The sequence below is a fragment of the Bradyrhizobium sp. SZCCHNPS1003 genome (assembly GCF_032381555.1).
GTDB lineage: Bacteria > Pseudomonadota > Alphaproteobacteria > Rhizobiales > Xanthobacteraceae > Bradyrhizobium.
This window is the reverse complement of the sequence record NZ_JAUHIU010000011.1, coordinates 169,119-192,384: the sequence shown is the minus strand read 5'-3', so window position 1 is coordinate 192,384 and position 23,266 is coordinate 169,119. Positions and strand designations below refer to the sequence as shown.

At 66.3% G+C, this 23,266-nt stretch carries 22 protein-coding genes; 6 read left to right on the top strand and 16 right to left on the bottom strand.

Annotation, left to right across the window (positions count from 1 at the left end; genetic code table 11):
* Positions 1-5: 5 nt before the first annotated feature.
* Complete coding sequence (locus QX126_RS19820; RefSeq protein ID WP_315783086.1) at positions 6-1,190, bottom strand: DUF2125 domain-containing protein; 1,185 nt, start codon at positions 1,188-1,190, stop codon at positions 6-8.
* A gap of 99 nt (positions 1,191-1,289) precedes the next feature.
* On the opposite strand from QX126_RS19820, the gene QX126_RS19815 reads away from it, so the two are divergent.
* On the top strand, positions 1,290-1,892 hold the full coding sequence (locus tag QX126_RS19815) for a gamma-glutamylcyclotransferase (RefSeq protein ID WP_409998895.1): 603 nt from the start codon (positions 1,290-1,292) through the stop codon (positions 1,890-1,892).
* 6 nt (positions 1,893-1,898) lie between these two features.
* Here the strand turns inward: QX126_RS19815 and QX126_RS19810 are convergent, their stop codons facing one another.
* The 4 genes from QX126_RS19810 to ftsE form a co-directional block, all read right to left on the bottom strand.
* Entirely contained in the window at positions 1,899-2,666 is a 768-nt protein-coding gene (locus tag QX126_RS19810) for a lysophospholipid acyltransferase family protein (RefSeq protein ID WP_315755963.1), read from the bottom strand.
* Between the two features lie 12 nt (positions 2,667-2,678).
* A complete protein-coding gene (locus QX126_RS19805) occupies positions 2,679-3,392 on the bottom strand; it encodes a YdcF family protein (RefSeq protein WP_315783084.1) in 714 nt (237 codons plus the stop codon).
* A gap of 255 nt (positions 3,393-3,647) precedes the next feature.
* Entirely contained in the window at positions 3,648-4,616 is a 969-nt protein-coding gene (locus QX126_RS19800) for an ABC transporter permease (RefSeq protein ID WP_315783082.1), read from the bottom strand.
* Positions 4,609-5,268, bottom strand: a complete 660-nt coding sequence (gene ftsE / locus QX126_RS19795) for a cell division ATP-binding protein FtsE (protein WP_006615648.1) — start codon at positions 5,266-5,268, stop codon at positions 4,609-4,611. The genes QX126_RS19800 and ftsE overlap by 8 nt, the downstream gene beginning before the upstream one ends.
* 214 nt (positions 5,269-5,482) lie before the next feature.
* On the opposite strand from ftsE, the gene QX126_RS19790 reads away from it, so the two are divergent.
* Positions 5,483-6,337: an MJ0042-type zinc finger domain-containing protein gene (locus tag QX126_RS19790; RefSeq protein WP_315783202.1), complete on the top strand. Its 855-nt coding sequence runs from the start codon at positions 5,483-5,485 to the stop codon at positions 6,335-6,337.
* Between the two features lie 54 nt (positions 6,338-6,391).
* Positions 6,392-6,772, top strand: coding sequence for a response regulator (locus QX126_RS19785; protein ID WP_315736231.1), 381 nt, complete (start codon positions 6,392-6,394; stop codon positions 6,770-6,772).
* 199 nt (positions 6,773-6,971) lie between these two features.
* Here QX126_RS19785 and QX126_RS19780 read toward each other — a convergent pair whose 3' ends face one another.
* From QX126_RS19780 to QX126_RS19740, 9 genes are all read right to left on the bottom strand, one after another.
* Complete coding sequence (locus QX126_RS19780) at positions 6,972-7,124, bottom strand: hypothetical protein (RefSeq protein ID WP_315783081.1); 153 nt, start codon at positions 7,122-7,124, stop codon at positions 6,972-6,974.
* A gap of 702 nt (positions 7,125-7,826) precedes the next feature.
* The gene (locus tag QX126_RS19775; RefSeq protein ID WP_315759740.1) at positions 7,827-8,984 is read right to left on the bottom strand and encodes an IS481 family transposase; all 1,158 of its coding nucleotides are present in this window, start codon (positions 8,982-8,984) and stop codon (positions 7,827-7,829) included.
* 187 nt (positions 8,985-9,171) lie between these two features.
* Positions 9,172-10,341 carry a mandelate racemase/muconate lactonizing enzyme family protein gene (locus tag QX126_RS19770; RefSeq protein ID WP_315783079.1) on the bottom strand — a complete coding sequence of 390 codons (1,170 nt, stop codon included), beginning with the start codon at positions 10,339-10,341 and terminating at the stop codon, positions 9,172-9,174.
* A gap of 34 nt (positions 10,342-10,375) precedes the next feature.
* Complete coding sequence (locus tag QX126_RS19765; RefSeq protein ID WP_315783077.1) at positions 10,376-11,080, bottom strand: SDR family oxidoreductase; 705 nt, start codon at positions 11,078-11,080, stop codon at positions 10,376-10,378.
* Positions 11,077-12,147: an ABC transporter substrate-binding protein gene (locus QX126_RS19760; RefSeq protein ID WP_315783075.1), complete on the bottom strand. Its 1,071-nt coding sequence runs from the start codon at positions 12,145-12,147 to the stop codon at positions 11,077-11,079. The genes QX126_RS19765 and QX126_RS19760 overlap by 4 nt, the downstream gene beginning before the upstream one ends.
* A 21-nt stretch (positions 12,148-12,168) precedes the next feature.
* Positions 12,169-13,008 (bottom strand): ABC transporter permease, encoded by an 840-nt coding sequence (locus QX126_RS19755; protein WP_315783073.1) that lies wholly within the window; start codon positions 13,006-13,008, stop codon positions 12,169-12,171.
* A complete protein-coding gene (locus tag QX126_RS19750; RefSeq protein WP_315783071.1) occupies positions 13,001-13,828 on the bottom strand; it encodes an ABC transporter ATP-binding protein in 828 nt (275 codons plus the stop codon). The genes QX126_RS19755 and QX126_RS19750 overlap by 8 nt, the downstream gene beginning before the upstream one ends.
* 77 nt (positions 13,829-13,905) lie before the next feature.
* Entirely contained in the window at positions 13,906-14,850 is a 945-nt protein-coding gene (locus tag QX126_RS19745; RefSeq protein ID WP_315783069.1) for a dihydrodipicolinate synthase family protein, read from the bottom strand.
* A 28-nt stretch (positions 14,851-14,878) separates the two neighbouring features.
* Positions 14,879-15,694 carry an IclR family transcriptional regulator gene (locus tag QX126_RS19740; protein ID WP_315783067.1) on the bottom strand — a complete coding sequence of 272 codons (816 nt, stop codon included), beginning with the start codon at positions 15,692-15,694 and terminating at the stop codon, positions 14,879-14,881.
* Between the two features lie 222 nt (positions 15,695-15,916).
* Here QX126_RS19740 and greA point away from each other — a divergent pair, with 222 nt between their 5' ends.
* Positions 15,917-16,399 (top strand): transcription elongation factor GreA, encoded by a 483-nt coding sequence (greA, locus tag QX126_RS19735; protein ID WP_315783065.1) that lies wholly within the window; start codon positions 15,917-15,919, stop codon positions 16,397-16,399.
* A 29-nt stretch (positions 16,400-16,428) separates the two neighbouring features.
* On the top strand, positions 16,429-16,893 hold the full coding sequence (locus tag QX126_RS19730; protein ID WP_315783063.1) for a metallophosphoesterase family protein: 465 nt from the start codon (positions 16,429-16,431) through the stop codon (positions 16,891-16,893).
* 58 nt (positions 16,894-16,951) lie between these two features.
* On the opposite strand, the gene QX126_RS19725 is transcribed toward QX126_RS19730, so the two are convergent.
* Positions 16,952-19,300, bottom strand: coding sequence for a phosphocholine-specific phospholipase C (locus tag QX126_RS19725; protein ID WP_315783061.1), 2,349 nt, complete (start codon positions 19,298-19,300; stop codon positions 16,952-16,954).
* A 211-nt stretch (positions 19,301-19,511) separates the two neighbouring features.
* Between QX126_RS19725 and QX126_RS19720 the strand changes: the two genes are divergently transcribed.
* A complete protein-coding gene (locus QX126_RS19720; RefSeq protein ID WP_315736220.1) occupies positions 19,512-20,342 on the top strand; it encodes a MurR/RpiR family transcriptional regulator in 831 nt (276 codons plus the stop codon).
* Positions 20,343-20,404: 62 nt separating this feature from the next.
* On the opposite strand, the gene QX126_RS19715 is transcribed toward QX126_RS19720, so the two are convergent.
* A complete protein-coding gene (locus tag QX126_RS19715) occupies positions 20,405-23,038 on the bottom strand; it encodes a TIGR02302 family protein (protein WP_315783059.1) in 2,634 nt (877 codons plus the stop codon).
* Positions 23,039-23,266 lie beyond the last annotated feature (228 nt).

The following is a 23,266-nucleotide window of genomic DNA, read 5'->3' as shown; positions in this document are numbered from 1 at the left end:
AGGCTTCAGAACAGCGGCGGGACGCGGGCGACCTTGAACGGACCGAGCACGACGACGCCATCGGAGAAGCGCAACGGGAAGGTCCGCGCCTTGCGCCCTTCGAGGGTGGCCTCCTTGCCGAGCGCATTGATACCGAGCGCGACGCCGACACTGGCGTTCTGCTTGACGACCTTGCCGAGGCCGGGAATCGCGCGGTCGAGCGCACCGAGCAGGTTGTTGACGTCCTGCGACTTCACACCGGGCGCCACGCGATCGAGCGTCCCCTGCGGCACGCCGTTTTCGAGCATCTTGTCGAGACCGAGCGCCGGGATGACCTTTTCGATCCCCGCGACCGTCATCTGCACTTCGCCATCGATGCCGCCATTGGCGGTCAGGCTGAGCGTGCCCGACGCGACGGCCAGCAGCTCGCCCTGCTGGATGCGCGACTGGACGATCTCGACATGACCGCCCGCCGCCTGGATCTCGCGAAACCGCTCCGGCCAGGGTTTGGGACGGAAGTCCTTGAGCCCCGTGACGCGGGCCTGGATGTCGGTATTGAACGGTTCAGCAAGCAGAGGATGGCTGCCTTGGATGCTGCCGTTCGCGATCTGCAACGCGGTCTCCAGCACCGGATGGTCGGACGGCGAGCCCTCGGCAACACGGCCGTGCAATTCGGCATGATCGGCGCGCGCGGCGGGCACGGCAGTGTTGCCCTCGATGCGGTCGATGGTCGGTTGTTCGAACACGAGGTCGGCGCGCTGCGGCGACCCTGGCAGGCCGCGGACACTGGCCTCACCGACGCGCCAGTTGACAGCGAACGAAGCGGGCCCTCGACCGTCGGTGATGACAGCGGGTCCCTTGAATTCCGCGATGACCCGCTTCGGGTCCCACACCTGTGCGACGACGAGAATCTCGTCGAGCTTGGCGTTCATCAAGGGCGTGCCGGCGGCCTGCGAAAACAGGGCTACGTTCGGATCCGTACAGCGGACCTCGAGCCGGAACGGAAAGCCGGCGACCGAGCGGTTCGCGCAATCGAAGACGCGGCCGGACTTCGCTTCGCGCGCACGCCAGGCGTCGGCCTGGACATCCACTTGCGAAGCGGCGAAGAACCAGAATGCGCTCCACGCGACGGCGGCGATCAGGAGCAGGACGGGAGCTATGAAAAGCCCCCAGCGAGAGCGCCTGCGCGGCGGTTGCGGCAAACGAGACATGCAGGACACCCTTTGGGCAGCAATTTTGGCAATTCGGCGATCACGGATTGTGTATCTAGATTAACAATTCGCGAGCACCACACTTAGGCCTCCGCATTGATGTCCGCAATGACCCTCTCCGAACGCGACCTTCCCCACGGCGACCTCTGGGTCTTCGGCTACGGCTCGCTGATGTGGCGACCCGGATTCGCCTTTCTCGAGCAGGTGCCGGCGCGGTTGATCGGCGAGCATCGCGCGCTCTGTGTGTATTCGTTCGTCCACCGCGGAACGCCGGAGAAGCCCGGCCTCGTGCTCGGTCTCGATCGCGGCGGCGCGTGTCGCGGCATTGCGTTTCGGGTGGCAGGAGACAAGCGCGACGAGACCATCGCGTATTTGCGGGCGCGTGAGCAGGTGACCTCGGTGTATCGCGAAGTGACGCGCTCGGTATGGCTGGAGAACGACGCCCGCGAGCGGGTGAGCGCGCTGGTCTACGTGGTCGATCGCGGCCATGTGCAATATGCCGGCCGGTTGTCGCCGCAGGAACAGTTGCGCCATGTGCGTCAGGGTCACGGCCAGTCCGGCGCCAATCGCGACTACGTGATCTCGACCGTGAAGGCGATCGAGGCGCAGGGCCTTCGCGACACGCAGTTGCATCGGCTCGCAACGATGCTGCACGATGACGGCCACTCGCTGCATCCTGCGCCGGAAGGTGCGCCGCCATAGCACGCGTCAAGCTTTCACCGCCGCCGCTATGCGGCCGAACAGCCGGGCCTGCTCGGCCTGCCCTGCGGCGACCAGCCGATTGGTGGCCTCCTCGATCACGCTTTGGATCCGCTGCATGAATTCATCGCGTGGCAGGCCCGGCGGCAGCGGATCAAGAAACTCCACCACAAGCGTGCCCGGATAGCGCAGGAATGTGCGACGCGGCCAGAACAGCCCTGAGTTCAGCGCCACCGGCAGGCACGGCACGCCGCAATCCGTATAGATCAAGCCGACCCCGCCCTTGTAGTCCGGCGGTGCGCCCGCCGGGCGCCGCGTGCCTTCCGGAAAAATCACAAACTGACGGCCGTGCTTCACCTCCTCCGCCGCCCGCCGCATCACCTGCTTCAACGCGCGGGCGCCGGAGCTGCGGTCGATCGCGATCATGTCCGCCTTGACCAGATATTGTCCGAACAAGGGAATCCGCAGCAGCTCGCGTTTGAGAACGAAGAACGGCGCATCGAAGAAATGCAGCAGCGAGATCGTCTCCCACATCGACTGATGCTTGGCGGCGACGATAAGCGGCCCCTTCGGGATCTTTTCGACGCCGCGATATTCGACGCGGATGTTGCAGACGACGCGCATCAACACGATGTTGCTCTGCGCCCACCAATTGGCGACGCGCAGCAGCGCCTTGCGGGGCATCGCCAGGGTCGGCAACGCGATCAGCGCCCAGAGCACGAAGTTCGGGTAGAACAGGATGTTGAACAGCAGCGAACGCAGGAAGATCGAGACCATCAGAAACCCAGTTCAATTGGCTTGCGCCGTCGTCGGTCGGCGCGCCACCGAGCCGGTTGGCGGATCGACCTCGGGCGCGAGATCGAGGCCGAGATCGGCCAGCCGCAGCCGCATCTCGGCGGCGACAAATTTGGCATATTCGGACAGCAGAAGTCGCAGCGTCGGCGCGCTGGTCCACCACGGCTCGTCACGCCATTTCTCGCCGACGACGGCGTACGGAATGAGATCCATGCTCGGCATCGCATGCGACAGTTCGGCGATGGCCCGCGGCATGTGATAGTTCGACGTCACCACGATCAGCGACTTGAAGCCGCGCTCGCTGGCCCACCGCCGCGTCTGCGCGGCGTTGCTGCGGGTGTTGATCGCCGAATAATCCAGATCGACGCAGCAGTTGATGAATGATCGCGCCTCGGGCAGCGACCTGGTGATGTTGCTGGCCTCGTTGGTCGGGTGCACGCCGGAGATCAGCAGCCGCCGGCCATAGCCTCCCGCTAGGAGTTCCACCGCGTCCGACACGCGCGACGAGCCGCCGGTCAGGACCACGATTCCGTCCGCCTTGCGCTCGGGCTGGATCTCGGCACCGCGCAATTGCGAGAGGAAGCCGACGAAACCGACCGCGGCGACGAAGAAGCCGAGCCCGAGCGTCGCCACGGCGCCCGCGAGGGTCCGCCACACCGCCACGGTGAGCGGCAGCTTTCGCCTGCTATGGTCGGTCTCCGGCTCCATGCAACGCCTGGCTTGTCCTTGCCTGCCTGCGCGCGGCGCCATGCCGTCGCGCGATCCCGTCGTTCAAGTCCGGGAACGCAGGCAGGTTTCGCCGGCCTCCCGATCACGTTCGCTCGCCGCCGATCCTGGCGCGCAACCTCCGCCGTGTTCGTGACCCAGCTCACCCCGTCCTGCCTCACCCCGGCGCAGACGATTTTAGGCGGTTTTCGGGCCAAGTGAAATCCGCAACGAGACGGCTGGGGATAGAAGCCGCCATCAGTCGATGCTCGCCAGCGTCGTGAACAGGGTCCGGCGTGCGGCCCAGCCGGTCACCGCGGCGATCACGATGGCCTGCAGCGCGATCGCAACATAGCCGAGCGGGCGCAGCGAGAACGTCCCGAGCAATGCCGCAAACTGATCGCCGACGGGGGTGCCGGAGAACCAATTGGCGATCGACTCCGAGAACCCGAATCCGAGCATCGCAAGGCCGCCGCCGATCACGCCCCCCTCCAGTCCGAGCTGCAAAAAGTGCCGCAGGAAGTGATTGGCGATGTAGCGGTCACCGGCGCCGACGAAATGCAGCACCTCGACGATCGGCCGGTTCGCGGCCATCGCGCCGCGGGTCGCGAACGACACCGAGATGATGGTGGCCGCGATCACCAGCACGAGAATGCCGAAGCCTGCAAACAGGGTTGCACCGGTCATCGAGCGCATGCGCTCGATCCAGGCGCGGTGGTCATCCACGCTGGCGGTCGGCGCAACCTGGATCACGCGGGCGCGCAGGGCGTTGAGATCGAAGCTGGTGCCGGGCTGGACGCGTGCGATGATGACGCGGGGCACCGGAAGCTCATCGAACGACAAGCCGCTGCCGAGCCACGGCTCCAGCAGCTTGCTCGATTCCTCCTTCGTGAATGGCCGGACCTCCACGATTCCGGACTGCGCCCGCATCGCCTCCGTCACCAGGGCAATGTCGCGCTCGAGATCCCGGCCGGTCTTGGGGCGAACCTGAACCGTGATCTCGCTCGCCACCTCCGACTGCCACTCGGCCGCGGACTCGCTGACCAGCAGCACGCCGCCGGTCGTGATCGAGGCCAGGAAGGTCATGATCGCCACCACGGCGACCAGCGCACGGCCCGCGATCGAGGCGCGCGGCACGATCGGCGACACGATGCGGGCCTGCGCCGGCAGTTGCGGGCGGTCGTCGCCGAGATCGACCAGGAGACCGCGATCGTCTACGCTACTCATAGATGTGCAATCGTCCCTGATGCAGCACCAGCCGGCGGGCCTCGTATTGGTCCATCAGCGTGATGTCATGGGTTGCGATGATCACCGCCGTGCCCGAGCGGTTCAGTTCGATGAACAGCCGCAGCAGGCGGCGGCCGAGCGTCGGATCGACGTTGCCGGTCGGCTCGTCCGCGAGCAGCAGCTGCGGCCGCGAGATCACGGCACGCGCGATCGCCGCGCGCTGCTTCTCACCACCCGACAGGATCGGTGGCAGCGCATCCATGCGCTCGCCGAGGCCGACCCATTTCAGGAGGTCGATGACCTCCTTGCGATAGCTCGACTCGTCGCGGCCCATGACGCGAAACGGCAACGCCACGTTCTCATAGGTCGTCATGTGGTCGAGCAGCCGGAAGTCCTGCAGCACGATGCCGATGCGCTTGCGCAGATCGGCGATCTCTTCCTTGCTGAGCAGCGAGATGTCGTAGCCGAACAGATTGACCAGACCGCGGGTCGGCCGCAGCGACAGGAACAGCAGCTTCAGCAGCGAGGTCTTGCCGGCGCCCGACGGGCCGGTGAGAAACTGGAAGGAATGGGCAGGAATCTGGAAACTGAGGTCGCGGAGAATCTCCGGCCCCAATCCATAGCGCAGCCCAACATTTTCGAACCGAACCAAAGCGTCAGCTCCGTTCGACCGCGTGCGCGGCAGACCCGCACGCTCCAAGCTCAGCGGTACGATGGCCCGATTGAGCGCCCGTTATGGTTTCCGGTTCGTTAACGGTCGCCGTGTACCATTGGCGCGATTGAGTTCCGAAGTTCGTCGACATGGCGGTCCTTGTAGCACGAACTGTCGGAAACAAAGCGGCAATGGCCGTTGGAGAACAGGCGCGATGTTCATCGTTTGCCCTCATTGTACGACATCTTATGCCATCGACTTGGCAACCTTGGGTATGGCTGGCCGCAGCGTACGCTGTTCCCGTTGCAAAGAGGTCTGGCTGGCGCGACCGGAGGATGCGGTCGAGGCGCCCGCCCCCATGCCCGCCATGGCGGAGGCCGGCGCGGCGGCCGCGCCCCGTGACGCCGCCGACGAGTGGGAAGCCCTCGCCCGCCAGGAAGACGACGACGAACGGACGCCCGATGTGGAAAGTCCGCCGCTGGCTGCCGGCTGGCCCGAGGATGCCCTCGCCGAGCCCGACGACGACACAGCCGATGCCAAGCAGCCGGCGCAGGGCGGGGCTTCGCGCCTCGCCGGTCTCCGCAAGCTCATCAGGCGCCCGACGTTGCCGGATTTCCCAGGCAATAGGCTGTTGAACCTGCCGGTGCTGACGGCCGCCATGGCGGCGCTCACGATTGCGCTGGTGGTGTGGCGCGCCGACGTCGTCAGGCTGCTGCCGCAGACGGCGTCGTTCTACAAGCTGGTCGGGCTCGAGGTGAACCTGCGCGGCCTGAACTTCAAGGACCTGAAGGTGGCGACCGAAACCGTCGACGGCAAGCCGGTGCTGGTGATCGAGGGGACGATCGTCAGCTTGACGAGGAAATCGGTCGACCTGCCGCGGCTTCGGTTCAGCGTCCGTGACGCGCAGGGCGCCGAGATCTACGCCTGGAACGCGCTGCTCGATCAGACCGCGCTCAAGCCCGGCGAGCGCACGACGTTCAAGTCGCGGCTCGCCTCGCCCCCTCCCGAAGGCCGCAATATCGATATACGGTTCTTCAACCGGCGCGACCTCGCCGCCGGCAGTGCATGATGGTTCCGGTCTCGCGGCTCTCTCGCGGGGCCCACGACACGGAGACGAAACGACATGTCGCGCGTGCTGATCGCCGACGACGAAGATTCGATGCGGACCTTGGTCGCGCGCGCCATTGCCATGGATGGACATGAGATCGTGACGGCGCAGGACGGTGCCGAGGCGCTCGACATCCTGACGCGCGAGGCCGGCGCCTTCGACCTGCTGCTGACCGACATCCAGATGCCCATCATGGACGGCATCGCGCTGGCGCTGTCGGCAGCACGCGATTTTCCCGATTTGACCATCCTGCTGATGACGGGCTTTGCCCATCAGCGCGAGCGGGCGTCGAATCTCAGCGCGATCGCGCATGATGTCATCACCAAGCCGTTCTCGGTCGCCGATATCAGAACCGCGGTCGCCGATGCGCTGGCGTCGAAGGCGGGCAAGGCGTAGCGCGCCAACGATAATCCTCGACGTTGCTGCAGTCCGCGCTGATAGGGGTAGGGAAGGCTTTTGGCCTCCCCTCCCTCCGAACCGTACGTGCGGTTCTCCCGCATACGGCTCTCCAGTCGCTGGTTTCCTCATCGGGGGTGTCTGAGTTGTTCCAGGGCTGCGTCGAAGGTGAACAGTCCTTGGCTTTTGAAGAAGGCGTTCACTTGCCTCCTTTGACGCCGTTGCCCAGCGCCGACACCATGCGCGCGGCCCAGATCGAAGCTTCCATCCACCACAAAGTCCGCGGTTGTCCGCCGGCGACGTCTCCCCCTTGCGTAGCCTTGTCGGCACTGCCGGGGTTCTCTTGCTTCATCCCCCAACCTCACACATCCAGCTTCCTGCCTCCCTTCCCTCAGGACGGTTTTGCTTCCCGCCCCTCTCGCCGTCAAAACGGACCACGGTATTATGAAGGCTCTGACTCCTGACGCCCTCACCTGAGCGTCAGGTCTCTCCGCTTACTCCGCTTTGCCTTCCCGACATTCCGACCTCAACCACGTGGACTGTCCTTCGGTCGCTTTGGTCGTCGCATCAGCGCCGAGGGTTGCTTCCAGGCTTCGCCAAGGACGAGCAGGCTCGCCACAGCTCCCCGCCGAATCAGGTTCGTGCTCCTACGGACTGCCAGTTCACCTCCGGCTGCTCTCCACCCCGCCTCACGGCGACGCAGTTACCTTCGATTATGGAGTTGCGACCAACTCCAGAGCGGACTTTCACCACTCCAACAAAGCGTCCTCACGGACGCACTCATCCCTGCGAACGCAGGGATCCATAGCCACTGCCGCCGTTGAGGGACAAGACTGGTCCCACATCTCGCGCCATCACATCTCCCTGGGGGTATGGGTCCCGGGTCGGCGCCACGCCGTCGCTTCGCGCCATCGCGGCTTGCCCGGGACGACAGCGATGGGTGCGATGGAGCGCGGACATGCCTGATGGGCTCGCGCCTGCGTAAAGGTCGCTGAAGGAACTGATCCTCTCTCCTCCGTCATTGCGAGCGCAGTGTTCAGCCCGGAGACATAGCTTACACCTGTTCGGGGACATAGTTGACAGTTTTGGGGTCGCGCAGATCAATCGCTGCGATCTGATGTGCGGCAAAGAAAATTCCGAACTTTCCGTCGGCACTGAGTGGCCGGATAGCCAGCCGCTCACCTCGGAAGGCTTGCGGGACTTTCCAGAGCCGCCCCTCGAAACTGACGTAGGCCTTCGTGCTCGACACGGAACGGATGCTCTCACCCTCGTCGTATTCGACGATCGGAAGCCGGTCTGGCATCGCACGTTGGCTCGGTTGATAGCGGCTTGCCGGCACGTCGAAGTTCAAGGCCTCGTGCGGCCGGTCGAGATTGTAGACGGAGCGCCATCCGTCGAGTGCCCGCTGGACATCGGGAAGATCACGGTAGCGCCTGAAGGCAAACACCTCGGCCTTCAGACTACGGTGGAAGCGTTCGTTCTTGCCGCGGCTCTGAGGATGGTAGGGCCGGCTGTGGATCGTTCGAACGCCGAGCTTCAGAAGCCAGACCGTCAACGCGGTCCAGGGGTCTTCGAGGGTAAATCCCCAGGGGCCACCATTGTCGACGAACATCGCATCCGGCAGTCCATAACGGCGGAACGTCGTCTCCAAATGTCCTTTGACCGTAGAGCCGCGCTCGTTGTCACAAGCCGCCAGGCACAACGAGAAGCGGGAGTGATCGTCCAACGCTGTCAGCGGATGACAGGACACACCGTTCTCCAGCGCACTGTGCCCCTTGAAGTCCATCTGCCACAGCTGATTGGGCGCATCCTTCTCGAACCGCGTGTAGGGCTGTCCGGGCGTGCCTGCAGGCTCGACCACTCGATCGTAGCGGCGCAGGATGGTGTGCACGGTGGATATCGCCGGGACAGCTTGACCATCACGCTCAAGACACCGTGCGAGCTTGCGCGCGCCCCAGGCCGGGTGAGCATCGCGCAATGCGACAATCTGCTGCTCGGTCGCAGCCGCGGTGCGCTCCGGACTTCGATGAGGCCGCCGCGACCGATCCGCCAGCGCCGTGTCCCCAGCGTCATGCCGCTGGATCCATTTGTAGCCCGTCTGAGGGCTGATACCGAACCGCCGACACAGCTCCCGCCGGTTCGCCCCTTCCTGCTTGGCAAGCATCACAAACTCTCGTCGCTGGTCCATGACAGACACCTCTCGCCACGGCATCGCTCGCCCCTCTGCTTGACGAATCGAGCCGATTTTGAAGTGTCAACCATCTCCCCGAACACCCGTCAGCTATGTCCCCGGGCTGAACAGCAGCGAAGCAATCCAGAATCCCTCTGCGGAGACCGTCTGGATTGCTTCGCTGCGCTCGCAATGACGCTGGGGCGGCCGTCGGACGCCCCGCTCAGCTTCACGCGCTGAGCGCGCGCATCTCGGCATAGAGATCGGATTTGCCCTCGAAGCCGATGCCGGGGAGGTCCAGCATCGTGATGTGGCCATCGATCACCTTCACGCCGTCGGGGAAGCCGCCATAGGGCTGGAACAGATCCGGATAGCTCTCATTGCCGCCGAGGCCGAGGCCGGCGGCGATGTTGAGCGACATCTGGTGGCCGCCATGTGGGATGCAGCGTGACGGCGACCAGCCGTAGGTCCTGAGCACGTCGAGCGTGCGCAGATATTCGCACAGGCCGTAGGACAGCGCGCAGTCGAATTGCAGCCAGTCGCGATCGGGACGCATGCCGCCATAGCGAATGAGGTTGCGCGCGTCCTGGTGGCTGAACAGGTTCTCGCCGGTGGCCATCGGGCCGGGATAGAAATCGGCCAAGGTCGCCTGCAGGTGATAGTCGAGCGGGTCGCCCGCCTCCTCGTACCAGAACAGCGGATAGTCGCGCAGCATCTTGGCGTAGGCGATCGCGGTCTCCAGGTCGAGGCGGCCATTGGCGTCGACGGCGAGCTGATGGCCGGGGCCGATCTCATCGAGCACGGCCTCGATGCGCTCACGGTCTTCATCGATCGGGGCGCCGCCGATCTTCATCTTCACGACATTGTAGCCGCGCTCGAGATAGCCGCGCATCTCGCGGCGGAGCGCCGAGAGATCCTTGCCGGGATAGTAGTAGCCGCCGGCAGCGTAGACGAAGACGCGCGGTTCGGCCTTGCGGCCGTGCCGCTCCGCGAGCAGACGGAACAGCGGCTTGTCGGCGATCTTGGCGACCGCATCCCAGATCGCCATGTCCAACGTGCCGACCGCGACCGAGCGCTCGCCGTGGCCGCCGGGCTTCTCGTTGATCATCATCGCCGCCCAGGCCTTGTCCGGATCGATGTTGTCCTTGCTGGCATCGAGCAACGATGTTGGGTCAGCTTCCAGGAGGCGCGCGCGAAAGCGCTCGCGGATCAAGCCGCCTTGGCCGTAGCGGCCGTTGGAGTTGAAGCCGTAGCCGACGACGGGCCGTCCGTTGCGCTCGACATTGGTAATGACGGCGACGAGACTGGAGGTCATCTTGGTGAAGTCGATATAGGCATTGCGGATCGGCGATGAGATCGGCTTCGTCACCTCGCGGACGTCGACGATACGGACGGTCATGGTCATTCTCCTGGTCGGGGCCGCACGCGCCGCTCTACAGCGAGGCGCCTGCACAGATGGTGATGGTCTGTCCGGTGATGGCGCCCGCTTCCGGCGACAGCAGGAAGGCGGTGAGCGCGGCCACCTCCGCTGGATCGACGTAGCGCCCCATCGGCGGCAGCACCGGCGCGGTGCCGGCACGGCCGGGATCGCGCAGGAACGGCGTGTCGGTCGCGGCCGGAGCGATGACGTTGACGGTGATCAGGCGCGGCGCCAGCTCGATGGCCCAGGAGCGCGCGAGGCCGGTGAGTGCGGCCTTGGTCGCTGCGTACTGGCTGCGCCCCGCCGCGCCGGTGGCGGTGCGGCTGCCGATCAGGACGATGCGCCCGCCCTCCGTCATGTGCGGCGCCAGCGCATCGGCGAGCACCTCCGCCGCGCCGACATGGACGCGCCACATGCCTTCGCCGTTCTCATGCGTGAGTTCGCCGAGCCTTCCGACGCGCATGTAGCCGGCAGCATGAACGAGCGCAGTGACGACGCCGATGCCTGCGAGTTGCGCGACCAGCGCGTGCGGCTCGGCGAGATCAGCTTGCAGACTTCGAAAGCCCTCATGTGAGAACCCCGACGGCGCGAGGTCGATGCCCGTCACGCGCCAGCCGGCCGCCAGCAGGCGCTCGGCGATGGCGCGGCCGATGCCGGAGCTGGCTCCGGTCACCACCGCGTGGCGAAAACCGGAACTGCTGTCGTGATCCACTGTCATCCCTTGTACGCAGCCGCCTCGGCCTTGACCTTCACTGCATCGAAATTGTTGATCTTGTCGATCAGCTCATTGGTGTAGAGCGCATTGTAGTCCTTGATGTCGAGCCCGTTCATCGCGGCTTCGGTGCGGAACTCCTGCTCGTTGATCGCGCCCATCTTCGTATCAGCATAGGGCGGCGCGTAGAGCTTGATGCGGCGGCTGATCGACTGCAGCACGGCCTTCACGGCTTCGTCCTCGCTGGCGCCGCGCGGCGCCGTCTCCGGATAGAGCTTCAGGAACGCCCTGGCGCCGGCGGCGGGATTGGCGAGCAGGAACTGCGAGGCCTTGCAGACCGAGCGACCGAAGCCGATCAGCAGATCCTTGTCCTTCTCGAACGTCTGGGGCATTGCCATCAGGAACTGGCCGCCGACCATCGGGATCGAGGTCGGACGCGGCAGATAGGTCATCTCGATGCCGGCCGCCTCGATCTGGCCGAAGCCGGTGTCGAAATAGGCCAGCGCATCGACCACGCCGCGCTGCAGGGCGACGCCCGCCGGCGTGCCGTTGCCGACCGCGACCCAGCTCACATCCTTCTCCGGATCGAGGCCGAGCGCCTTCAGCACGTTCTTGGTCACCGGATATTCGGTGGCGCCGAAGTCGGACACGCCGATCTTCCTGCCCTTGAGGTCCGTGTAGCTCTTGAGCGCCGAGCCGGGCGGGACGGCGATGTCCCACTTGTAAGGGTAAGTGTACTGATAGAACATTTTCGCGCCGCCCCATTCGCCCTTGGCAAGCAGCGGCAGCGCCGTCGACGGCACGCCGACGCCGATGGTGACGGAGCCGCGGTCGGTCGCGACCTGGACGTTGGCATTGGTGCCGAGCGCCTGGACGTCGAGCGAGAACCCCTCCTGCGCGTTGTAGCCGAGCGCCTCGCCGATCACGCAATTGATGATGGTGGCGTTGAGCGCCTTGAGTCCGACACCGAAGCGGATCTTCCTTGCGTCCGCGGCCATCAGGCCGGCCGGGGCGCCGCTCATCAGCAGCGCCGCACTGGCGCTGCCCTTCAGGAATGACCTGCGCGAAACCATCTTCCACTCCTCCCTGTTGTACTATTTCTTTCTGTTGGCGCCCCAGTGCACGACCTTGGCCTCGCACCAGCGCACGATCCCGTGCAGCACGATGCCGAGCACGCCGAGAATGATCAGCGCCGCGAACACGCCGGCGACATCGGAGACCGCCTGCGCCTGGGTGATGACGACGCCCATGCCGCGCTGCGCGCCGAGGAACTCGGCGACGATGGCGCCGAGCAGCGCATAGACCACGGCCATGTCGAGGCCGGCGAAGATGAAGGGCGCGGCGTTCGGCAGCTTGACGATGCGATAGGTCTCGAGACGCGACGCCGACAGCGAGCGCATCAGGTCGATGCGCTCCGGCTCGACGGCGCGCAGGCCGGTGAAGCTGTTGATCAGCACCGGGAAGAACGACAGCAGCGCCGAGATCGCGATCTTGGAGCCGTCGCCGAAGCCGAACCAGATCACGATCAGCGGCGCGATCGCCACCTTGGGCAGGCTCTGCAGCGCGAACGCATAGGGCATCACGAGGCGCTCGATCGCTTCCACTTCCGCCATTAGCGAACCGATGACCAGGCCGAGCCCGACACCGATGGCGCAGCCGACCGCGGCATTGCTGAGCGTGCTCCACAGCGGCAGGTAATAGCCGAGCGGGCTGGCCGGGCTGACCGCGAGCCCGGACCACAGCGCGCGGACGACGGCTTCGGGCTTCGGCAGGATGTAGGACGGGATGTTCAGCAGGTTGACCGCGGCGATCCAGCTCAGGATCAGCACCGCGAGGCCGATCCAGGCGATCGGCGATCCCAGGCGGATGCGGCGGCGCGGACTTGCGGGCTTCTGGGACATGGCGAGCGCGGCGACGTTGGCGAGATCAGTCATGGCCGTGCTCCTGCGCATTGAGCAGTCCGCGGACTTCCCTGGCAAGCCGCGCATAGTCCGGATGCAACACGATGTCGTCGAACGTGCGCGGCCGCGGAATGGGCACGTGGAGATCAGCGAGGATGCGGCCGGGGCGGGCCGACATCACGATGACCCGGTCGGCGAGAAAGATCGCCTCGGAGATCGAGTGCGTGATCAGCAGGATGGTCTTGCGGTTCTCCTGCCAGATCCGTTGCAGCTCGAGGTTCAGGCGCTCGCGCGTCAGCGCATCGAGCGCGCCGAAGGGCTCGTCCATCAACAGGATCTCGGGATCGCGCGCCAGCGCGCGGCAGATACCGGCGCGCTGCTGCATGCCGCCGGACAGCTCATAGGGATATTTGTCGCCGAAATCGGCAAGGCCGGTCACGGCGAGCAGACGATCGATGCGGTCGCCGGCCGGCGCATGCTGGCCGCCGACGCGCAGCGGCAGCCCGACATTGTCGCGCACCGTCATCCACGGCAGCAGATTGGCCGCCTGGAACACGACGCCGACCTTGCGCGAGGGACCGGCGACGTGCTCGCCATCGAGCAGCAGCCGGCCGTCGCTGTAACTATCAAGCCCCGCGAGCAGACGCAGCAAGGTGCTCTTGCCGCACCCGGAGGGGCCGACGACGCAGACGAACTCGCCCGGCTTGATGTCGAGCGAGATCCGGCTCAGCGCATGGACGGCCGCGCCCGAGGCAGAGACGTAGGTCTTCGACAGCTGGTCGATCGCGATGAGCACATCGTTCGGCGCGTCCGTAGCGCGCCGTGGCGCATTGTCGACATCCATCATCAGCATGAGCGTCCACCCGGAATGTTATTCGTTGTCGTCTGGAGTGACGGCCGGACCACACCCGACCGTCGCTGGTCGATCAATCAGGCCGCAGCCTGCACCGTCAGACCGGCAGCCGCGACCGCAGCGCGGATCGCGGCCATCTCCTCGGCGCTGGGCGCATGGGTCGGCGGGCGCACCGTGGCGTCGCGGATGACGCCGGCGACCTGCATCGCCGCCTTCATGCGGCCATGCGCCTCGCCGGTCGGCTCGCCGCCGCCGTACACGGCGTCCTTCAGCGGATCGATCATGCCCTGCAGCTTCATCGCAAGCTTCAGGTCGCCGGCGGTGACGGCCGCGAACAGATCGTAGATCAGATCCGGAATCAGCGAGGCGAAGCCGACCAGCGCGCCATCGACGCCCTGCACCATCGACGCCAGCAGATATTCGTCGTGGCAGGTCAGGAGCGCCTTGTGCGGCGCCGCCGCACGGATCGCCTTGATGTCGCGGGCGTACTTGTTCATCTCGCGGGTGCCGATCTTGAACGCCTGGACGTGATCGAGACGCGCAAGCTCGGCGAGCAACTCGGACGAGAACGAGGCGCGGGTCCAGGCCGGATAGACATGCACGATCAGCGGCAGCCTGGTGGCCTCGCCGATGGCGCTGAAATAATCCAGGCAGTGCTCGCGCTTGAAGCCGAAGCGCAGCCAATGATGCGGCGGCATGATGTCCAGCGCGGTGGCGCCGGCTTCCTTAGCCATCAGCGCGTGCTCGATGCCGTCCTTGATACCCTCGCAGACCACCGAAGAGATGGTCGGGCAGATGCCGGTGAGCGCCTTGGCGACGATGCGCGTCACCTCGGCGCGCTCCTTCGCGGTGAGGCTGAATACCTCGCCGGTGTGGCCGTTGGTCATGATGCCGACGATGCCGCGGCGCTTGCCGAGCCAGGCCGCGTAGCGCGACAGCTCGGCCTCGTCGATCGAATGGTCGGCGTTGAAGGGGACGGCGATCGCCGGGATGATCCCCTTGAAGTTGGTCATGACGCTCATGCTTGCTCCTGTTTCGTCACATCGATGTTCATCGTTTGGAGACCGTCGCGGTCGCCCCGCCCATCGCCTCCAGAGCCCGCGACAGCTGGGCGGCCGCTCTGAGCAGCGGCGCCACGCCGAGCCGCTCGAAGTCGTCCGCCGTGATGCGCATGGTGGGCGCAGCGATGCTGATCGCCGCGAGCGGAATGCCGTCGCGATCGATGACCGGTGCCGCGAGCACGCACAGCCCGGGCGCATTTTCCTGATTTGACAGCGCGTAGCCCGCCGCCTTCACCTGACGCAGACGCTGCAGCAGCGCGTCGAGCTCGGTGATCGTGGTCTCGGTGCGCTTGATGCGCGGCTGCGCCTCCAGCACCTGGATCTGCGTCTCGACCGGCAGCAGCGCGAGAATGGCCTGGCCGACCGCGGTCGAATAGACCGGCGCCCGGCTGCCGATCCGCACGTCGACGCCGAGCCGGACCAGGCCGGCCTGGATGCGCTCGACATAGACGATGTCGCTGCCGTCGAGCACGGCGAGCGAGGCGGCCTCATTCATCTCGCCGACCAGGCTGCGCAGGATCGGGCGCGCCTGAGTCCGCAGCTCAGAGCGCGCGATCGCGTTGAAGCCGAGGTCGAGACATTTGAGCGTGAGGCGAAAGCGCCTGGTGTCACCGACCTTCTCGACATAGCCGAGCATCACGAGCGTGTTGAGCAGGCGGAACGTGGTGCCCTTGTCGAGCGCCGCGCGGCGCGCGACGTCGGCGAGCACCAGCTCGGGCTCCTCGCTGGTAAAGGCGTTCAGCACCTGAAAGCCCTTGGCCAGCGACTGCACGACGCTTTTCCCAGCCTTGTTGTCCTCGTCCACTTGGAGGCTCCGACGTTTCCTGGCTGACGCCGGCCTTGACGACCGGCATTTTGATCTGCTATAGTTCGGATTGCGAACTATAGTTCGTATATTAGAATGCGCATAGCCGCTTCTGTCAAGCGCGCTCGCACGCCGCATGCGCGCACGGCTTGAAATCTGCGCAGCCGGCATGATCTCTCCCTGAGGGCCGCGACATCTCGCGGCCTTTTTCAGGAGTCCGGCGTGAGCGTCGCATTCACCAAGGAAGAGAGCGCCGAGACGGCCGCCGAAACGCAGCTGCCCGACCGGCCGGTCTCGCCGCATCCGAATCTCGTCACCGAGGCGGGACTCAAGGCGCTCGAGAGGCAGTTGCGCGAGGCGCAGGCGGCCTATGAAGCGGCGCAGGAAATCGAGGACGTCAACGAGCGGCGACGGGAGTCGGCGCTGCCGCTGCGCGACGCGCGCTACTTTGCAGCGCGTGTCCGGACCGCGCAGGTGATGCCGGCGCCGACATCGACCGATCAGATCGCGTTCGGCAGCACCGTGACGTTCAAGCGCGGCGACGGCCGCGTGCAGACCTACACCATCGTCGGCGAGGATGAGGCTGATCCGAAGCGCGGCATGATCTCGCACGTCTCGCCGGTGGCTCGCCTGCTGATGGGCAAATCGGTCGGCGACGTCGTCGAGGTTACCGGACAAGAGCTGGAGATTCTCACGATCGCCTGAGGCGGTATCCATCACGCCGGCAGGAAACGATGCTCAAAGTTGGAATCATCTCCGACACGCATGGGCTGCTGCGGCCGGAGGCAGTGCGATGTCTGTCGGGCGTCCATCACATCATCCACGCCGGCGATATCGGCCGGCACGAGATCGTTGACCGGCTTCGCCTGATCGCATCGGTGACTGCGATCCGCGGCAACATCGACACGGCAGACTGGGCGAATGCATATCCCGCCACCGAAACCATCAGGCTCGGCACGCGTGCCGTCCATGTCGTGCACGACGTCCACGACCTCGCGATCGATCCTGCAACGTCGGGCATCGACATCGTCGTGTCTGGTCACTCGCATCGCGCAGGCATCGAGAGGCGCGACGGCGTGCTCTACCTGAATCCAGGCAGCGCAGGGCCGCGCCGCTTCAAGCTGCCGATCACGCTGGCGACGCTGAACATCTCCGCAGGCCAACTGTCACCCGCGATCCACGATCTCGGCAGCGCCTGAAACAAAGCGAAAGGGCGCCCATGGGCGCCCTCCCCGAACCTCGTATGAAATGCGTCGATCAGAAGCGATCGGCCAGCGCCATCCCAGGGTCGCTGAACGAGGGACGGCCGGTCTCGACGTGGCCGGCGACGCGGCGATAGAAGCTGTCGTCGGTGTCGCTGGTGACGACGAAGTCGTACCAATGGCCCGACTTGCGCAGTTGCCAGTACAGCTCGCCGTGGCGTCCGGGCGCGGACACCTTGACCGTCCACGACGTGGACGGACCGCCATGGCCCGGTCCGGGGAAGAAGGTCGGTGCGCCAAAGCCGAAGCCCGGAGCATCGAAGTCGGGAGCCGAGCGGAAACCCGGCACCGCTCCAAAACCCACCGGATGGAAGCCGGGCAGCGGACCGAAGCCGGGACACCGCGGCTCCAGCGCGGCCGAGACCGAGGCGGTGACGGCCTGCAGCGGCCCATAGATCTCGTTGGACTTCACCGCAAAGCTCACGCGGGCATGGCCGTCGTTGCGCAGCTGCATGTGCAGGCCGCCCTCGAAGACGTTGTAACCGACGAAGATCTCCGGGTTGGCGGCATTCGACGGCCTGACCTTGTCGAGGTCGCCCTTGAAATGACGGTGGAAGCCGTTCGGGCCGAGCACCCAGAGATCATACAGGCCGTCGCTGCCGACGCTCCATTCATCGTCGATCATCTTGCCGGCCTCGACGGTGTAGCGGCGCGGAATGAGATCGAGATGCTGCTTGTCGTAGACGTGGAACACGGCGCCGGCGAAGCCGGTGTTGGCGAACAGCAGCTTCACCTTGCCCGCGGCGGCGTCGACCTTCGCTGTGGCGTGCAGGATATAGGGCAGCGGACGTGAATAGCGCGCGCCGCTCTCCTGGAACAGCGGCTGCGGTGTCGCGGGCGCAACCGGCGCCGGCAAGGTCTTCTGGTGCGCGTCCGACGCCTGCCAGTTGCTCTGGTCAGGCAGCTCCGGGAAGCGCGGATCGTTCGGGCTGGCGAAATCGAACGCCGAGGTGAGATCGCCGGAGACGGCGCGGTGCCAGGGGCTGATGGCGTCGACCTTGATGCCGAAGCGCTTCTCCAGGAAGCGACCGATCGAGGTGTGGTCGAACACCTGCGAGTTGACCCAGCCGCCCTTGCTCCAAGGCGAAACGACGTACATCGGCACCCGCGCGGAGAGGCCCCAGGGACGGATGTTGCCGCTGATCGTGTCGGTCGCGGTCAGCACGTTGCCGACGGTGTTGGAGAAATACTCGCCGTCGAGCGGCAAGGTCGCCTTGCCCATCAGCTTGCCGTTGACGTCGTAGGACGGCACTGCGGGCGCCGGCAGATGATCGAAGAAGCCGTCATTCTCGTCGAAGGTCAGCAGGAAGACGGTCTGGCTCCAGACTTCGGGGTTGGCCGTCAGCGCCTCCAGAACCTGGTCGGTGAAATTGCCGGCCCGCGTGGGACTGCCGCCGCCGGGATGCTCGGAGTTGGCCTGGGTCGGCAGGATCCACGACACCTCCGGCAGCGTGCCGGCCATGACGTCGGCCTTCAGCCGGTCGAGATAGTCCGGACCGCCGGTCAGGCCGTGCACGTAGTTCGCATCGCCCGGCTGCGCATGACGGAAGCTGGAGAACGCCAGGCAGCCGTGCATCGCGCCGGTCCAGTTGTCGTTCATGTCCTGATAGATGTGCCAGCTGACGCCGGCCTTGTTCAGCAGGTCGGGGAGCGTGTCCCAGTTGAAGTCGCTGCCGACGTATTTGTAGGTCGCCTGCGGCTGCGGCTGGCCGGCGACCCAATTGTGCGGGTTCGGCCAGCAGCGCAGGTTGTTGGGCTCGGAGTCGTTGGTCGTAGAGTTGATGCCCTGCGCGCGCAGCGCCGGATTGAAGTTGGAGCCCGACCAGAACACGATCCGGTTGGGATCGGTGCCGGTGGTGATCGAGGCATGGTAGGCGTCGCACAGGGTGAAGGCCTCGGCGAGCGCGAACTGGAACGGGATGTCGTCGCGGCCGAAATAGCCCATCGCATAGGGCGTCTTGTACTTCGCCCAATAGCCCATCTTGCCCTGGTTCCAGGCCGCCTGGCTGTCGCCGAACGAATGCGGCGTGCCGTAGCCGACCAGCGCGTTGGAGGTCGTGGAGTCGCGGTGATAGGGCGGAATCTCGCGGCTGCCGTCGGACTGGAACCAGACCGGCTTGCCGCTCTCCAGCGGGATCGGGAAGCGGTCGCCGAAGCCGCGGACGCCGCGCAGCGTGCCGAAGTAGTGATCGAAGGAGCGGTTCTCCTGCATCAGGATGACGATGTGCTTGACGTCCTGAATGGTGCCGGTCCGGCGCCGTGCCGGAATGGCCAGCGCCTGGCGGATGCTGGCGAAGGCAGCCGCCGCCGTGGCGCCTGCCAAGAAATCGCGACGTGTTGTCATGCTGATACGACCTTTTGAAATCTTGAAGAACGTATTCAGGGTTGGCGGGGCGAGCCCGACCTGCTCCTGCGAACGTCGCTGGCGTATCAGCGCGACTTGACAGCGCTGTGAAATTTTTATTTACGAAATGAATATGAATGAGATTTTCTCAGCATCGGGGCACAGCGTGACGGGATCGACCTTTCGTTCTGGGCCGGGCGTGAACGGCATCTTGTTTCGTATTCGGGAGCTGCAGAACGAGCTGCCGCCGAAAGCGCGGCAGATCGCGGAGCTGGTCATCGCCCGGCCGGAGCCGTTCATCCACATGTCGATCACCGAGGTCGCGGAAGCCTGCGGCGTCAGCGAGGGCACGATCGTGTCGTTCTGCCGCCGGGTCGGGGTGCGGGGGTTTCAGGAGCTCAAGATCATGCTGGCGCGGGACCTGATCGAGCCGGTGCGGCTGATCCAGGAGGACCTGCATCGGGGGGATGATCCGGCGACGGTCACCGACCACATCTTCGCGGCGCATGCCGCCTCGCTGCAGGAGACGCGGCGGCTGCTGTCGATGGACGCGCTGGCGCAGGCGGCGAAGCTGCTGCGGCAGGCGCGGCGCGTCGAGATCTACGGCATCGGGAGTTCGGCGCCGATCGCGCAGGATCTGTCGTATCGCCTGCTGCAGCTTGGCCTGGCGGCCAATGCGATCGTCGATTCGCATGTCCAGGCGGTCAGCGCCGGGATGACCGGGCCCGACGTCGCGACCGTCACGGTGTCGCATTCGGGCAGCACGGTCGAGACCGTGCTGGCGACGCGGCTGGCGCAGGCGGCGGGCGCGCGGACCATCGGCATCACCCGGCTCGGCAAGTCGCCGCTGGCGGCGCATTGCGAGGTGCTGCTCTACACCGTCGCCAACGAGACGCGCTATCGCCCGGAGGCGATGAGCAGCCGCGTCGCGCAGCTCGCGATCATCGATACGCTGGTCAGCTGCTGCGCGCTGACCGACACCGAACGCTCCGTCGACCGGCTGCAGCACGCGGCGCGCATCCTGTCCGAGAAACGCTATTGACCGACGCGGCCTCCGGTCAAAACGGTGAGCCACGGGCATGACCTCCCGTGGCGGCCCCATCCTCAATAGTCCTTCAGTAGCCGCTCGATGTAGTCGAGCTCGAGCTGCGGCCGCGACTGATCGCCGAGACGGCGGCGCAGCTCCTCGAGGATGCGGCGGACGCGCTGCACGTCGATCTCGCCCGGGATCTTCTGGGAGAAATCGTCGATGTCGCGGCCGGGATGCATCGGACGTCCGAGCGGATCGGTCTGCTGCGCGCCCTGCTGGCGGCCGGCGCGCTGGCCGGGGCCGTCGCCCGGCTGGTCGCCGTCGCCCTGCTGCATCGCCTCGGCGAGGCTCTGCGCGCCCTTGCGCAACGCATCCAGCGCCTTGCCCTGCGATTCCACCGCGCCGTCGGCATTGTTGTCGCCGAGCTGACTGCCGGCATCGCCCATCGCGCTGTCGGCGTCGTCGAGCCCGTCGCCGGAATCGCCCTGGTCGCCTTGATCACCGGGATCGCCCTGCTGACCCTGTTGCCCCTTCTGGCCTTTCTGACCCTTCTGTCCCTTTTCGCCCTTCTGGCCCATGCCGCGCTTGGCGAGCTGGTCCTGAAGCTGCTTGAGACGGTCGCGCAGCGCCTGCTGGTCCTGCTGCAGGTCGCCCATGCTCTGGTCCTGGTCGCCCTGCTGCTTGTTGCGGTTGCGGCGCGAATCCTGGCCCTGCTTGAAGGTCTTGTCGCGGAGCTGCTGCTGCTTGCGGATCATGTCGCCGAGCTCGTTGAGCGCCTGCTCCATGTCGTTGTCGCCGCCCTGGTTGGGCTGCGCCATCTGCAGGTTCTCCAGCATCTGCTGCAGCTGCTCGAGCAGCTCGCGCGCGCCCTCCTTGTCGCCCTGGCGCGACAGCCGCTCCATGCGGTCGATCATGTTCTGCAGGTCCTGCTGGCGCAGGATCTTGGTGTTCTGGTCGAGCGGCCGCTGCGCCATCTGCGGGTTGTTGCGCAATTGCTCGGCGAGCTGGCGCATGTAGTTGTCCATCGCCTTGCGCAGATCCTCGGCGAGCTTCTTGATCTCCTCGTCGCTGGCGCCGCGCTCCAGCGCCTGCTTCAGCGCGTCCTGGGCCGCGCGCAGCGCCTTGTCGACGTCGGAGATGTTGCCGTCCTCGATGGTGACGGCCAGCGCCCACAGGCTCGCCACCACCTCGCGCAGCGCATCGTCGGTGCGCGCCGCTTCGAGCTGCCGCGTCACCGAGCGCAGGCCGAGATACTGGCCGGGCTCGGGCGTGAACAGCTCCGGCGCGATCGCCAGCGCGTCGAGCGCGGTGAACACGTCGCCGTTGCGGTTGCCGTCGAGCGCGAGGATGCGCCGCTGCTCGATCAGCGCCCGCGCCAGTGGCTTGGTGAACAGCCGCTCCGGCAGCCTGGTCTCGAACGGCTCGCTGGTGCCCTCGTTGCCGGCCTCGTCCTTGGCTGTCAGCGTGAGCGTGACGTCGGCGCCGGCGTAGGGGTCCTCGCTGAGATCCTTGACGGTCTGGCCGACGCCGTTGCGGGTGCGCGCGTTCGGCAGCACCAGCGGAAACTCCGGCGGCTGGAACAGCGGCCGCGCGGCGGGCGCGTCGGCCGTCTTGCTCTCGGCAGCCTTACCTTCGACAGGCCGCGCGGTGACCCGGGCGCGGGCTTCGGTGACGCCGTAATCATCCTCGAGCTTGTAGGACAGCTTCAGCGAGCCGCGCGCCTGCCGCTCGGGGTCCTTGGCCATGCTGATGACCGGCGGCTTGTCCGGCGTCGCCGCGAACACCCATTGCGGTTGCCCTGCGGGCGCGCGGACGTGAACGGTGCCGTCGGTCTTGATCGTGTAGTGCTTCTCGGTGGTGCCCTTCGGCGCGGCTTCGCCGGCCGCGCCCTCGCCGGGCGCCGCCTCGGCGACGCCGCCGCCGGTGATGACATCGAGATTGCCGCCGCTGGAGCGCACGATCAGCGTCGAGCCCTGGGGCACCACGATCGGGCCGCTCGCCGGCACGGCGCCTTCCTTGTTGGCGGCGGACAGGATGATCGGCGGCTTCGCGGTGTAGAGCGGCGGCTTGACCCAGGCGTCGACCCGGACCGTGACCGGCGTCAGCACGCCGTTCCAGTCGAACGCCGAGGCCACCCGCAGCGCCCGCTCGTCACCGGCCGCGATAGAGGTCGCGACCAAGAGCACGATGACCAGCGCGCGCACCGCCCAGGGGTCGTGCAGCGACAGCCGCGGCCGCGGCGTGCCGGCGCGGATGCGCTTGATCGAGGCCAAGGTGCGCTCGCGCTGCGCCTGCCACAGCGCGTGCGCGATCGGATCCTTGGTGGTGAGCGTATCGGTGAGAGCGGTGGCGGGGCGATGGGCGATGCCCGAGCCGCGATCGAGCCGCGCCAGGCCCTCGTCGCGGGTCGGCCAGCGATAGCGCAGCATCGGCCCGGCGGCGCCGAGCAGCAGCAGCAGAAACAGCCCGACGCCGATCATGCGGACCGCGAACGGCAGGCCGAGCCAGAGGCCGGCCCAGGAGACGATCAGGAAAAGACCGACCACCGTGAGCAGCCGGGCGAGATGCGGCCAGCCGCGCTCCCAGGCGATGGCGAGACGCGCCCGCTTCAGCGCCTGCGCCAGCTTCAGCCGCGCCAGGCCATCCTGCGTCAGGCCATCGGGCGTGCTGCTTGCCGGCCCAGCCGGCTCGGGGGTGACACCGCTCAACAATCCCTCCAGGTTGCCCGGATGTTCAACCTAGCACAAAGGCAGCCGTGAGGCACCCGCTCTGCGGGGACTTTCCCGGCGCCGGCGGCGGTTCACACGGGAGTGTGACCGGCCGGGTTCCCGAAAAGCTACGGGGCGCACGGGGGCCTCGTGGTTCGAGACGCGCCGCTTGCGGCGCTCCTCACCATGAGGGGTAAGCTCAGAGATCGTAGATTCACCTGCCCAAGA

Bases quoted from the DNA above. Each gene is read 5' to 3' on its own strand.
- QX126_RS19730 (WP_315783063.1), top strand. From the start codon at position 16,429: ATGCTCAAAGTTGGAATCATCTCCGACACGCATGGGCTGCTGCGGCCG.
- QX126_RS19800 (WP_315783082.1), bottom strand. From the start codon at position 4,616: ATGAGTAGCGTAGACGATCGCGGTCTCCTGGTCGATCTCGGCGACGAC.
- QX126_RS19820 (WP_315783086.1), bottom strand. From the start codon at position 1,190: ATGTCTCGTTTGCCGCAACCGCCGCGCAGGCGCTCTCGCTGGGGGCTT.
- QX126_RS19770 (WP_315783079.1), bottom strand. From the start codon at position 10,341: ATGACCGTCCGTATCGTCGACGTCCGCGAGGTGACGAAGCCGATCTCA.
- QX126_RS19765 (WP_315783077.1), bottom strand. From the start codon at position 11,080: ATGACAGTGGATCACGACAGCAGTTCCGGTTTTCGCCACGCGGTGGTG.
- QX126_RS19725 (WP_315783061.1), bottom strand. From the start codon at position 19,300: ATGACAACACGTCGCGATTTCTTGGCAGGCGCCACGGCGGCGGCTGCC.
- QX126_RS19775 (WP_315759740.1), bottom strand. From the start codon at position 8,984: ATGCCGTGGCGAGAGGTGTCTGTCATGGACCAGCGACGAGAGTTTGTG.
- QX126_RS19785 (WP_315736231.1), top strand. From the start codon at position 6,392: ATGTCGCGCGTGCTGATCGCCGACGACGAAGATTCGATGCGGACCTTG.
- QX126_RS19760 (WP_315783075.1), bottom strand. From the start codon at position 12,147: ATGGTTTCGCGCAGGTCATTCCTGAAGGGCAGCGCCAGTGCGGCGCTG.
- QX126_RS19780 (WP_315783081.1), bottom strand. From the start codon at position 7,124: ATGAAGCAAGAGAACCCCGGCAGTGCCGACAAGGCTACGCAAGGGGGA.
- QX126_RS19755 (WP_315783073.1), bottom strand. From the start codon at position 13,008: ATGACTGATCTCGCCAACGTCGCCGCGCTCGCCATGTCCCAGAAGCCC.
- QX126_RS19745 (WP_315783069.1), bottom strand. From the start codon at position 14,850: ATGAGCGTCATGACCAACTTCAAGGGGATCATCCCGGCGATCGCCGTC.
- QX126_RS19805 (WP_315783084.1), bottom strand. From the start codon at position 3,392: ATGGAGCCGGAGACCGACCATAGCAGGCGAAAGCTGCCGCTCACCGTG.
- QX126_RS19750 (WP_315783071.1), bottom strand. From the start codon at position 13,828: ATGCTGATGATGGATGTCGACAATGCGCCACGGCGCGCTACGGACGCG.
- QX126_RS19790 (WP_315783202.1), top strand. From the start codon at position 5,483: ATGTTCATCGTTTGCCCTCATTGTACGACATCTTATGCCATCGACTTG.
- QX126_RS19810 (WP_315755963.1), bottom strand. From the start codon at position 2,666: ATGGTCTCGATCTTCCTGCGTTCGCTGCTGTTCAACATCCTGTTCTAC.
- QX126_RS19815 (WP_409998895.1), top strand. From the start codon at position 1,290: ATGTCCGCAATGACCCTCTCCGAACGCGACCTTCCCCACGGCGACCTC.